15 protein-coding genes are annotated in these 12,644 nt (G+C 37.9%); 1 reads left to right on the top strand and 14 read right to left on the bottom strand.

The annotated features are described in order from the left end of the window. Window positions 1–99 precede the first annotated feature (99 nt). The 14 genes from ACLLO5_RS10985 to ACLLO5_RS10920 form a co-directional block, all read right to left on the bottom strand. Entirely contained in the window at window positions 100–1,104 is a 1,005-nt protein-coding gene (locus ACLLO5_RS10985) for a transaldolase (RefSeq protein WP_413175468.1), read from the bottom strand. 165 nt (window positions 1,105–1,269) lie between these two features. Further along, entirely contained in the window at window positions 1,270–2,700 is a 1,431-nt protein-coding gene (gene pyk, locus ACLLO5_RS10980) for a pyruvate kinase (protein WP_413175466.1), read from the bottom strand. A 190-nt stretch (window positions 2,701–2,890) separates the two neighbouring features. Beyond that, complete coding sequence (gap, locus tag ACLLO5_RS10975) at window positions 2,891–3,907, bottom strand: type I glyceraldehyde-3-phosphate dehydrogenase (RefSeq protein WP_413175464.1); 1,017 nt, start codon at window positions 3,905–3,907, stop codon at window positions 2,891–2,893. 213 nt (window positions 3,908–4,120) lie between these two features. After that, complete coding sequence (locus ACLLO5_RS10970) at window positions 4,121–4,639, bottom strand: DUF29 family protein (RefSeq protein ID WP_413176070.1); 519 nt, start codon at window positions 4,637–4,639, stop codon at window positions 4,121–4,123. 13 nt (window positions 4,640–4,652) lie between these two features. Next, window positions 4,653–5,171 carry a DUF29 family protein gene (locus ACLLO5_RS10965; RefSeq protein WP_413175463.1) on the bottom strand — a complete coding sequence of 173 codons (519 nt, stop codon included), beginning with the start codon at window positions 5,169–5,171 and terminating at the stop codon, window positions 4,653–4,655. 142 nt (window positions 5,172–5,313) lie between these two features. Then, complete coding sequence (locus ACLLO5_RS10960; protein ID WP_413175462.1) at window positions 5,314–7,695, bottom strand: phosphoketolase; 2,382 nt, start codon at window positions 7,693–7,695, stop codon at window positions 5,314–5,316. Between the two features lie 285 nt (window positions 7,696–7,980). Beyond that, on the bottom strand, window positions 7,981–8,430 hold the full coding sequence (locus ACLLO5_RS10955) for a helix-turn-helix domain-containing protein (RefSeq protein WP_413175461.1): 450 nt from the start codon (window positions 8,428–8,430) through the stop codon (window positions 7,981–7,983). After that, entirely contained in the window at window positions 8,390–8,494 is a 105-nt protein-coding gene (locus ACLLO5_RS10950; RefSeq protein WP_413176069.1) for a type II toxin-antitoxin system HigB family toxin, read from the bottom strand. The genes ACLLO5_RS10955 and ACLLO5_RS10950 overlap by 41 nt, the downstream gene beginning before the upstream one ends. 146 nt (window positions 8,495–8,640) lie before the next feature. After that, a complete protein-coding gene (gene brnA / locus ACLLO5_RS10945; protein ID WP_413175460.1) occupies window positions 8,641–8,766 on the bottom strand; it encodes a type II toxin-antitoxin system BrnA family antitoxin in 126 nt (41 codons plus the stop codon). A 94-nt stretch (window positions 8,767–8,860) separates the two neighbouring features. Next, window positions 8,861–9,190, bottom strand: coding sequence for a helix-turn-helix domain-containing protein (locus ACLLO5_RS10940; protein ID WP_413175458.1), 330 nt, complete (start codon window positions 9,188–9,190; stop codon window positions 8,861–8,863). 16 nt (window positions 9,191–9,206) lie between these two features. Then, a complete protein-coding gene (locus ACLLO5_RS10935) occupies window positions 9,207–9,332 on the bottom strand; it encodes a type II toxin-antitoxin system RelE/ParE family toxin (RefSeq protein WP_413176068.1) in 126 nt (41 codons plus the stop codon). Between the two features lie 23 nt (window positions 9,333–9,355). Further along, window positions 9,356–9,712, bottom strand: a complete 357-nt coding sequence (locus tag ACLLO5_RS10930) for a hypothetical protein (protein ID WP_413175457.1) — start codon at window positions 9,710–9,712, stop codon at window positions 9,356–9,358. Continuing rightward, window positions 9,693–9,977, bottom strand: coding sequence for a BrnT family toxin (locus ACLLO5_RS10925; protein WP_413175456.1), 285 nt, complete (start codon window positions 9,975–9,977; stop codon window positions 9,693–9,695). The genes ACLLO5_RS10930 and ACLLO5_RS10925 overlap by 20 nt, the downstream gene beginning before the upstream one ends. A gap of 114 nt (window positions 9,978–10,091) precedes the next feature. Continuing rightward, window positions 10,092–11,603: a tetratricopeptide repeat protein gene (locus ACLLO5_RS10920; RefSeq protein WP_413175455.1), complete on the bottom strand. Its 1,512-nt coding sequence runs from the start codon at window positions 11,601–11,603 to the stop codon at window positions 10,092–10,094. A gap of 165 nt (window positions 11,604–11,768) precedes the next feature. Here ACLLO5_RS10920 and ACLLO5_RS10915 point away from each other — a divergent pair, with 165 nt between their 5' ends. Continuing rightward, entirely contained in the window at window positions 11,769–12,509 is a 741-nt protein-coding gene (locus ACLLO5_RS10915; RefSeq protein WP_413175454.1) for a dienelactone hydrolase family protein, read from the top strand. Window positions 12,510–12,644 lie beyond the last annotated feature (135 nt).

Here is a 12,644-nt window from a genome sequence, read left to right as displayed (position 1 = left end):
TAAATCCTCAAATCCTGGACATCCTGATTCAGACAAAATAGGGTGAGCAATGCCCACCCCAAATGTATCAAAAATGTATCAAATTATTGGTTAATTTTCCTAACCAGCAGCTACCATTTCACTCTCTAAACGAGCTAATCTTTCAGCCAATAATTGCTCTAAAGTAATTAAAGCCTTGGTAAAGCCATCAATACCTTCAGAAAGTTTATCAGATGCCATCCGGTCAGCAGCGTGCATCTTATCAAAGGTGGCTTTATCAACAGAGATTTTTTCAATTGACAAACCTGCTACCTTTGCGGGGTCAAGTTTGCGTGGTAATTCAGCAACAGTATTTTGCAATTCAGTTAATAAACCCGGAGAAATAGTCAACAAATCACAACCAGCAAGTTCGGTAATTTCGCCGATGTTACGGAAGCTTGCACCCATAACTTCAGTTTTATAACCGAATTTCTTGTAGTAGTTATAGATTTTAGTGACAGACAATACACCTGGGTCTTCAGCAGCTGGATAGCTATCGCGTCCGGTATCTTTTTTATACCAGTCGAGGATGCGGCCAACAAAGGGAGAAATCAGGGTGATACCAGCTTCAGCACAGGCGATCGCTTGGTGGACACCAAATAGTAAAGTTAAGTTACAGTGAATACCTTCTTTTTCCAAAATTTCCGCAGCTTTGATACCTTCCCAAGTAGCGGCAATTTTAATCAAAACCCGTTCTTTAGCAATACCAGCCGCCTTATACTGAGCAATCAAATCCCGTGCTTTAGCTACAGTAGCATCTGTATCATAAGATAACCGTGCATCTACTTCAGTAGACACCCGACCGGGGATAATTTGCAAAATCTTTAACCCAAAGGATACCGCCAAACGGTCAAAAGCTAGAGAAACTACCTGTGCTTGGGTAGCTTGAGAACCTGCATCTTTTTTCGCTTTGATTAAAGTTTGGTCAACAATATCCTGATATTCTGGCATTTGTGCCGCAGCAGTAATCAGTGAAGGATTGGTAGTAGCATCTTGGGGTTTAAACTTTTCAATTGCTTGGATATCCCCAGTATCAGCCACGACAACGGTTACTTCCCGCAACTGTTCCAGTAAATTCTTAGGCATAACATACTCCGTGAATTTTTTTGGTGTAGGATTTACCAATCCCCAATTATTTAAACTCTTTGATCTTCCACATAATTCCGATTCTGGCAATTTTTCTTAACGATTGCCTAATGAAAGCTAGTCGAGGAAAGCAAAAACCGCTTCCTTAGCCCCATTTTAGATGTCTCATGCTGTAATTGGCTGTCCAATTGAATGCACTTTGATTAAACTAGTTGTTCCTGATTGACCAACTGGGACACCAGAAGTAATTACCACCTTGTCACCTTTTTTGACAAAACCCCTGTCAACAACGCTGTCTACCACATTGGTAAACATCTCCTCTGCATGATGAACAGGTTGAATTAGCAAAGGTTCTACACCCCAAGATAAAGCTAACTGACGATAAGCAATGGCCTCAGAAGTGAGGGTGATAATCGGAGTCAAGGGACGATATTTAGAAATCAGTCTGGCTGTATTCCCGGAAGTAGTATTACAAAGAATGGCTTTAGCACCTGTTTCATAAGCAATCCGACAAACTGCTTGTGCTACTGATTCAGTGACGCTAAGACAACCCGCTTCACTATTCCAGGTATGTTTAGCACCCTCCTCCAGCACCTTTTCTGTTTCCATAGCGATATTGTGCATCGTCTGCACAGCCGCAATTGGATATTCACCCACAGCAGTTTCTCCCGACAGCATCACCGCATCCGTACCGTCCAAGATAGAATTCGCAACGTCAGTGGCTTCAGCGCGGGTAGGGTCAGGGGCGCTAATCATCGACTCTAACATTTGAGTAGCAGTAATTACTGGCTTCCCAGCAATATTACAGCGACGGGTGATATCTTTTTGAATCAGAGGAACTTCGTGAATAGGCATTTCAACACCTAAATCACCCCGCGCAATCATAATTGCATCAGCGACTTTAAGGATGTCATCTAACTGTGCGACAGCTTCAGGGCGTTCAATTTTAGCAATGACGCGAATTTTTGCACCAGCAGCTTCAATCATCCGTTGTGCAGGTTCTAAATCTTGGGGCGATCGCACAAAAGAAACTGCCACCCAGTCTACACCCAACTGAATCCCAAACCGCAAATCCATCAAATCCTTTTCCGTGATTGAACTCAAAGGTAAAGGAGTAGCAGGTAAATTCACACCCTTATGAGTAGAAATCAACCCCCCAATATGGACATGGGCGCGAATTTTATCAGCATCACGACTCGTCACCGTCAACTTCACCCGACCATCATTAATTAAAATTGGTTCACCAGGTCGCATCATCGCGAATAAAGTTGGTAGCGGTAGGGGAATTTCATCAATACTTTCACCCTTTTCTTGCAAAACAAAAGTCACCTCACTACCCTGTTCCAGCATCAACCCTTCCGGTGGTAGCTTCCCCAAACGAATCTTTGGACCACATAAATCTTGCAGAATAGCCACCGGTTTTTGTAACTCACTACTAATGCGCCGCAAATGGTGAAAAGTTTGGGCGTGGACTTCATAAGCCCCATGAGAAAAATTCAACCTTGCTACATTCATTCCCGCTTCTACCAAAGCTTGCAGCTTTTCAGGTGCAGAAGTAGCAGGGCCAACAGTACAGATAATTTTAGTTCGACGCATAAAAAAGTAGGGGATAACGGTAAAGTAGCGCACCCCGTTAAGCCCAGGAAGAAGCAGGGGAGCAGGGGAGCAGGGGAGCAGGGGAGCAGAGGAGCAGGGGAGCAGAGGAGAAGAGGAGAAGATTTTCCCCCTTGCACCCTGCTCCTTGTCCTCTTCACTGTCACCTGTCACCTGTTCCCTGTCACCTAAATCACTCTTTCTGTGCCATTGACAACATCAAATCAATAACACGGTTGGAATAACCCCACTCGTTGTCATACCAAGAGACAGCCTTAAAGAAATTGGAATTCAATTCAATTCCTGCACCCGCGTCGAAAATACTGGAATGGGTATCACCTTGAAAATCAGTAGATACCACTTCCTCATCGGTGTAACCCAAAACACCTGCCAATTCACCCGCAGAAGCCTTTTTCATCGCCGCACAGATTTCTTTGTAACTGGTAGCCTTAGCAGTTTTGAAAGTCAAGTCAACCACCGAGACATCCGGTGTGGGAACTCGGAAAGCCATACCAGTTAACTTACCCTTCAACTCTGGTAACACCAAAGCCACAGCCTTAGCCGCACCTGTGGAAGAAGGAATAATATTTTGCGCCGCACCACGTCCACCGCGCCAGTCTTTTTTACTAGGTCCATCTACCGTGGGTTGAGTAGCTGTCATCGCGTGAACTGTAGTCATCAACCCTTCAGTTAAACCAAAGTTATCATTAATAACTTTAGCAATGGGGGCTAAACAATTTGTAGTACAACTAGCATTGGAAACAATTAAATCCTTTGCTGGATCAAACAACTGATGATTTACACCCATCACCATTGTTTTTACCTTGTCTGGTTCTTTGGTAGGTGCAGAAATTACAACTCGCTTTGCACCTGCTTTCAGATGGTTTTCAGCCCCAGCATAATCGGTGAAGAGTCCCGTAGATTCAACAACATAATCTACACCTAATTTACCCCAAGGCAGTTCCGCCGGATTTCTAACCGACACACAAGGGATAAAATGACCATCAATTATCATTCCATCTTCTCTAGCTTCTACCTTACCTTTTAACTTACCGTGTGTAGAGTCGTACTTTAAAAGATAAGCAAGATTATCAGGTGGAACTAAATCATTAATCCCCACAAATTCGATGTTAGGGTTATTAATACCCGCCCGCAGTACCAAACGGCCGATACGACCAAATCCATTGATACCAACTTTCAACTTCGCCACAATTTAACCTCCTGTATTTAGAGATTCAACCAAGGATTATTGGCCGGGTCAATTCTACTCTGACTTAGCTGATTCTTACAGTTAAAAAAGGCATAAAGCCGATTTAGCTGGCATCTTTTAAGGTTTAGTTATTCGTTATTGGTAATTAGTGATTATTGGATACACTGTTTCAATAATCGCATATCTGTGTTAAAAATATATCTGTTGATAATCTTACCTTTTACCTAATTTCCAATCTTCCCCACCGGGTAATTGAATTATAGTTCCTATAATAGCTTTTGCTAAGTCTTTAACAGAATGTGCATAAGTCAATTCTAGAAAGTTCAAAGCCGTGGAAATTATCTGATTTTTATCTACTATTTCTATTAGTTGAAATTCATTGTAAACACCATTCATAACTTCTAGACTTGCATCAGCTATTGCCAACTCAATTTCTTCTTCTAAATAACTATCCCATTCATTTTGATTAATGTAATAGGATTTTTTATTTTCTTTGAGATTGATTTTCTTGATCTCTACGAGAGAATTACGAATAGAAGCTACCCAAGAATTTGTTAAACATTGTTCTATTTGATTTTTAATCAAATGAATTAAAAACACTCTTAAAAATGATTGAATATTCCGTAAAATAGCCTGTTTACTCATCCCCTCTAACTCGTCAACCATTGCCAAAGCATCCTCATAACGTCCCGCTAAAATACTATTTCTCAAATCTATTAATTCCTGAGTGATATTTGATCACCTCTTATCTTTTACCTAATCGCCAATCTTCACCACCAGGTAAATGTATGACAGCATTGTTAATAATTACTGTTAATTCGCTACTGGGATAATTATATGTTAATTGTAAGAATTTCTGAGCTTCATTGATGATTTGTTGTTTATTCACAATTTCTGCTAGTTGAAATGGAGTATACGTACCATTTGCAACTTCTATACTTGCATCAGAAATTGCGGCTTCTATCTCGTCATGTAACCATGTATCCCATTCATTTTGATTAATGTAATAGGATTTTTTATTTTCTTTTAAATTGATATCTTGAATTTCCACTAAAGCATTGCGAATAGATGCAACCCAAGAATTTGTTAATCTTCGTTCAATTTGATTTTTGATCAAATGTATTAATAACACCTTAAAAAAAGATTTAATTTGTCGTAAAATAGCTTTTTTACTCATCCCCTCTAACTCATCAACAATAGCCAAAGCATCCTCATAACGTCCCGCCAAAATACTATTTCTCAAATCTATTAACTCCTGAGTCATCACCATTCACCTCCAACCCAACTAACCTCAATATAACAAAAACCTCAGCGAACCTCCGCGTTTACCTCCGCGTCCCTCTGCGTTTAAATCTTTCCTCCCAAAAAATAGAGACGCTTGTATAAAACGTCCCTACATTCCTCTTTTAATACGGCCAAGTCCAATCTCGAATTTCCGGCATATCTTCGCCGTGTTTCTGGATGTAATGCTTATGTTCAATCAACGTATCTTGTAATTTTTGCTTCACATAAGCCGCTTTATAACCCAACTTAGGTACACGGTCAATTACATCCATGACCAGATGGAATCTATCTAGATCATTCATCACCACCATATCAAAAGGTGTGGTTGTTGTTCCCTCTTCTTTGTAACCACGGACATGAAGATTTTTGTGGTTAGTATGACGATAGGTGAGACGATGAATTAACCAAGGATAACCATGAAAAGCAAAGATGATAGGTTTGTCAGTGGTGAAAATCGTATCAAAATCTTTGCTGCTTAAACCGTGGGGATGTTCACTTTGTGGCTGTAGTTTCATTAAATTAACTACGTTCACTACGCGCACTTTTAATTCTGGAAAATGCTGACGTAAAATATCCACTGCTGCTAAGGTTTCTAACGTAGGAATATCCCCAGCACAAGCCATGACTACATCAGTTTCACCATCTTGATCACTACTAGCCCATTCCCAAATACCTAAACCTTTGGTACAGTGTTTAATGGCTGCATCCATGTCTAAATATTGTAATGCTGGTTGTTTTCCAGCGACAATGACATTGATGTAATGACGACTTCTTAAACAGTGGTTAGTTACTGATAGTAAAGTGTTAGCATCAGGTGGTAGATAAACACGAATAATTTCGGCTTTTTTGTTAATTACATGATCAAGAAAACCAGGGTCTTGGTGAGAGAAACCGTTATGATCTTGTCGCCAAACGTGGGAAGTGAGAAGATAGTTTAACGATGCAATTGGTCTTCTCCAGGGAATTTCACGAGTCGTTTTTAACCATTTAGCGTGTTGGTTAAACATGGAGTCAATGATATGAATAAATGCTTCATAACAGGAGAAGAAACCATGACGACCGGTAAGCAGATATCCTTCTAACCATCCTTGACAGTTGGTTTCACTCAGCATTTCCATAACTCGACCATTTGGTGATAAATGGTCATCTTCAGGGAGAGTTTCAGCAACCCAAGTACGATCTGTGACTTCTAATACTGGATCTATGCGATTTGATGCGGTTTCATCGGGTCCAAAAACGCGGAAGTTGCGGCTTTCTTCGTTCAGTTTCATGATATCCCGCAGGAACTTACCACTAACTTTGGTGGCTTCAGCGTTAACTGTACCAGGTTTGGGAACTTCTACTGCATAGTTGCAAAAGTCTGGCATGATTAAATCACGCAGCAAGATCCCGCCGTTAGCGTGGGGGTTGTCTCCCATGCGACGCTGACCTTTAGGTGCGAGTTCTGCGAGTTCGGGAAGGAGTTGACCGTTTGCGTCAAAGAGTTCTTCAGGTTTGTAACTTTTTAACCAATCTTCTAATAGTTGCAGATGTTCTGGTTTACCAGCTATATCACTAAAGGGGACTTGGTGCGATCGCCAATAATCTTCTGTTTTCTTCCCGTCCACCTCCTTTGGCCCAGTCCAACCTTTAGGAGTTCGTAATATTATCATCGGCCATGGCGATCGCTCTTTGAATCCATGTACCCGCGCTTCTCTTTGGATACCTTGAATTTCAGCAATCACTGTATCTAAAGTTGCCGCCATTTTTTGGTGAACATCCGCAGGGTCAGAACCTTCTACAAAGTAAGGTTTATAACCATAGCCAATAAACAAACTTTCTAACTCTGCATGGGGTATCCGTGCTAAAACAGTAGGATTGGCAATCTTATACCCATTTAAATGCAAAATGGGAAGAACCGCACCATCAGTAACAGGGTTGAGGAATTTGTTAGAATGCCAACTGGTAGCTAAAGCGCCGGTTTCCGCTTCCCCATCACCGACAACAGCAGCGACAATCAAATCAGGGTTGTCAAAAGCAGCACCGTAGGCGTGAACTAAAGCATAACCCAGTTCTCCCCCTTCATGGATAGAACCAGGGGTTTCAGGTGCAACGTGACTGGGAATACCACCAGGAAAGGAGAATTGTTTAAACAGTTTTCTCATCCCCTCAGCATCTTGGGAGATGTTAGGGTAATATTCGCTGTATGTTCCTTCCAAGTAAGTATTAGCCACAAGTCCGGGTCCACCGTGTCCAGGCCCTGCTATGTAAATAGTGCTGATGTCGTATTTTTTAATAACCCGGTTCAGGTGGGCATATATTAAGTTTAGCCCTGGTGTTGTTCCCCAATGTCCTAACAAACGGGGTTTAACATGGTCTTGTTTTAGTGGTTCTTTCAGTAGGGGGTTATCGAGGAGGTATATTTGTCCGACTGAGAGATAATTGGCTGCACGCCAATAAGCGTTGATTTTCTGTAATTCTGTATCTGATAATGGCTTGATTTGTGGAGTGCTGGCTAATGTCATTTTAAACTCCGGTAAGAGGTATTTACACCAATGTTTAGTGTAATGGGTTGCTGTTTTGGTGTCATCTTACCTGTGATTAGTTTTTTCAGTAGAAAGTTAAATATTTTTTTTATCTCACGCAGACGTGCAGAGAGAGGGATGAGTGATTATAAGTTATTTTTTATAAACGCCAATTATCTAATATTAATGGTCAAGTAATGATTTTTCAGGTTTATGCATTTGTGATATTATGTCCTCTTTTCTCCATAGCTTCTGCAACTATTTCATCAACTATACTCAAAACGGCTAGAAATTTGACTTTTTGATAATACTAAATAACAAGTTCAAAGCCTCTCCCCGTGAACGGGGAGAGGTTTGGAGAGGGGTTCCATATTTAGTTAAACTATGAACCGTTTGCAGTATACTTCTGGAATATCGGCATATAATCCCATTAATGGGTATTAAATCTTGGGGTTGTAAATTTAATTCTTCTAGTAATACTTTTAATAAATTTACTCCATAAATATTAGGTACAGGATAATTTTTCTCTTCATATTCCGCTACTACTAATCCTAATAAATGCAGATAATCTCGTTCATCAGGCGTTAAAGTTTCTTGATCTAATAAGGAATCAATGATATTTTGAGTTGTAGCTAATTCTTCCTCTGAAGTAATTTTGCGGGGAGGAAAAGCGGTAATCAATTCTAGATAGGTTTTAGGTGTACCAAGGGTCTTGTTTCCAATTTTGTTTGTCATATTCTGCATGGGTAAGGATATGGCGAATATACACTTCTTGATATTGATAGTTTACTAAAGCAATTAATCGGTAATTATTACCACTAATATTAAAAAATGAAACTAACCAGTAATTACCTTTTTATCAAGACGTTCAGCAAGCCATAATTTAATAATAGAATCAGAAGTTACACCTAAACGTTTTGCTTCTTGTTCTAATGCTTCTATCATCTACACAGGAAAATCAATATTCACTCTTTTTTGTTCATAACCGGGACGACGTACTTGAGACAAGTCTAAAAACTCAGTTATATCTTCATCATTATCAAATTTAGTATCAAATTCTTCAGCTTTCATAAATATTTACTTCTTCAGTACGAGAACGACGAACAGAAATAATAAAAATTACTGGTTCAATTAGCAATACTGACACGGAATTATATTAATAATATTAGGCTATTTTCTGATAAACAACATTAATTTTAGGTTGAGATTTATCCGCTTGTTGATTTGTTACCATGATTTCTACATTTCGACCTAATTTGATTAAATAAGTTAATAAATTTTCAATAGTAAATTCTTTGAGAATACCATTGCTTAAATTATTGATTTGTACAAATTCTAAACCTAAAATTTGTCCAGCTTGTTCTGGTGTGATTTGTTGTTGTTCTAAGATATCCGCAATGACAGAAGCTAATTTAACTTTAGCTAGTTTTTCTTCTGCATTGGCAAATCCTAAATCTTGAAAGATATTGCCAGAACTGATTGTATAGTCTAACATAATCGTCTTTTTATAATTATCTAATTTGTGAAATTTTGATTGCTATTTGTAATCGCTGTTGAATTAAATCAATAGTTTGTTGAGATGTTTTGATCCCTTTGGGTGATTTTTTCTTGAAAGCGTGGAGAACATAAACTGGTATAAAATTCTTCAGCTTCCATATAACTACTCATCCATTAAATCAACAATTAGATGGTCATAAATATCTTGCCACAGGGTTAAATGTTCTTGAAAGTTGAGAATTACAGCTATCTTCTGACCTTGATTATCAGTTAAAAAATGAATATTACCAAGATGAGGATATTGATTAATTACTGTTTCCCAAAGTTGTTGATGATATAGTAAATCTATAAATACTCCTGTTCTTTTATTTTTTTTGTCTGTTAAAAATTGAATACCTTGTAATTTAGGTAAGTTATTATTTTGATATGGTTGATAATATTTACCTCTCACTCCTTGACTGAAATCATATTCATCTAACATTTCAGTATCTTGTGGTTGATTAATATTGGTTTTGTTCATAATCTTGCCTTTCTCTATTAGTTGCTGGACGTGCGCTGATAATACGAGTATTATAATCTCTTTCTGTGTGAACAACCACTAACAAACGATATCTATCAGAATAGCCGATAGTGATAAAGCGATCTTCCTCTTGGGAGTGTAAATTATCATAGTTGGTAATGGCTAATGGGTCACTAAAAACGGTAGCTGCTTCGATAAAGGAAATACCATGTTTTTGATAATTACTTTTGGCTTTTTCTTTATCCCAATCAAATTTAATTGTCATCTGTAATTAATGAGAAATTTTCAACATTTTAATAAACTATGTTACCTGTTTTATCTATTAAGTGTTCTTTGCCATTAATTTTTGCTTTTGCGATTTGCTTAAATCTGTTATTGACTAATTTAAACGCCCCAATTGATTTAATAACTTATTACGATTATTGATTGTTGGTTGATAATCTGGTTGAATACTAATTGCCTTTTCATAACATTTTAGTGCTTCTTCGTATTTTTGTAAGTTCGCTAGGTAATTACCCCGGTTATTCCAAGCTTTATGACAGTCAGGTTTAATAGCAATAGCTTTATCAAAAGATGCGATCGCTTCTTCGTATTTTTCTAATTCATCTAGGCAATTACCCCGGTTATTCCAAGCTTCATGAGAGTCAGGTTTAATAGCAATAGCTTTATCGTAAGATGCAATCGCTTCTTCATATTTTTGTAAATTCTGTAGAAAAAAACCCCGGTTATACCAAGCTTCATGATAATCAGGTTTAATAGCAATAGCTTTATCGTAAGATGCGATCGCTTTCCTGTATTCTTGTAATTTCGCTAGGGAATTACCCCGGTTAATCCAAACTTCATGATCGTCAGGTTTGATAGCAATAGCTTTATTGTAAGATGCAATCGCTTCTTTATATTTTTGTAAATTCTCTAGGGAAAACCCCCAGTTATACCAAGCTTCATGATAATCAGGTTTAATAGCAATAGCTTTATCGTAAGATGTGATCGCTTCTTCATATTTTTCTAAATCAAATAATTGATTGCCTTCCTCAAACCAATCTTCACTTGATTCATTTTGTAATTTAACAAATCCAAAAAGTTGATCCAATTCTTCCAATGCTTCATTAGCATTTATATAACGTTCTCTCCAGTCATAACGTACCATCTTAGAGATAACCTGCTCTAACTTATCACTTATTTCAACTTGATCAATCCAAAGAATTTCGCCATCATCATCTTCTGGTAATAAGCGTGGAGATAGATCAATTAATGCCTGAATTGCCATCATTCCTAAAGCATAAATATCACTACTAAATTTAGGTCTACCCATAGCCTGTTCTAAAGGCGTATATCCAGGTGTACCAATACGAATAGTTCGGGTAGTAGAGCCTGATTTCATGGCAATTGTAGTATTAATTTGTTTGATCGCACCAAAATCTATTAATACTAACTTCCCATCCTTACGGCGCATAATATTGTCTGGTTTAATATCCCGATGAATAACTTTATTGTCGTGGACATAAACCAATATTTCTAAAACATCTCGTAACAGTTGAATTACATCGCATTCACTCAACTTTTTGCCAGGGCTTATTTCATTAGTTAAATCTTTACCTTCAATAAATTCCTGAATTAAATAAAAGTCTTCACCTTCCTGAAAATGGGCATACAATTTAGGAATTTGATCGTGATTTTGGCCTAATTGATATAAAATTCTTGCTTCTTGTTCAAATAAACGGATACTATCTCGGTCAATTTCTGTAGGTTTTAACCGTTTAACCACACAAACAGGTTTAGGAGTCACGGGAATATCTAAATCTTCTGCGAGGTAAGTTTCCCCAAACCCACCTTTTTCTAATTCTAGTTCTTTGATAATCTTGTAACGTTGACGGAGGATACTACCAATCATAGAATGATGCTTTTATACCACTCGTTAATTATATTATATAGCACTCAGCAATTAGTCATCGGGTTTAGATCCCCGACTTGTTCACGAAGTTGGGAATCTGAAAAATTTACTGATTATTATAAAACCAGAAGAATTACAATTTAACACATTACCAAAAACCGAAAAATGCAAATTGTTAAACGCAATATCGAATTAAGAGTTGATGATAGTTTAATGCGGGTTTATGTCGCATCTCCTAAACCAGAGGGTAAATATCCAGGAATTGTTTTTTACAGTGATATTTATCAATTAGGTGATGCCATAATTCGGTTAGTTAATTATTTAGCTGGTTTTGGTTATGTTGTCGCAGCACCAGAGATTTTTCACCGGATTGAACCAGTGGGTTCTGTTATTGAACCTAATGATATTGGTAGAATGCGCGGTAATGATGATGCACGACGCACATTAATTTCTGAATATGATGCTGATACTCGTGCTGTCATTGATTTCCTCAAACAGGATGCTTCAGTGATTGCTGATAAAATTGGAACTTTGGGTTTTTGTATTGGTGGACATTTAGCTTTTCGCGCTGCTTTTGAAAGAGAAATTGAAGCTTGTGTTTCTTGTTATCCTACTGGTATTCCTAGCGGGAAATTAGGCAAAGGTGTAGCTGATACAATTCATAGATTGGAAGACATTAAGGGTGAAATGTTGTTGATTTTTGGCACTCAAGACCCGCATATTTCTGAACATGATAGACATACTATAATTAATGCTTTAGAAAATGCCAAAGTCCATCATCACTTTTTTGCTTATGAAGCGGAGCATACTTTTATGAGAGATGATGGTTATCGTTATGATGCTGTTGCGGCTACTTCAGCTTGGGAGCAAATTATCTCTTTCTTAGAACGGAAATTTAAAAGGTAATTATAAATATATATCCCCAATTTCTTTAAGAAGTAGGGGATATTCTTTTTCCTATATGATCATGTTTGTTAAACTATAATTGAAAGCAATTGATTAAGCAATTGAGATTTATTTAATTGATTTATGATAAACGGA

Origin of the sequence: Anabaena azotica SJ-1, assembly GCF_047275885.1 — a bacterium.
In the GTDB taxonomy this organism is placed as follows: domain Bacteria; phylum Cyanobacteriota; class Cyanobacteriia; order Cyanobacteriales; family Nostocaceae; genus Trichormus_B; species Trichormus_B azotica_A.
This window is presented reverse-complemented; position numbering and strand designations above follow the sequence as displayed.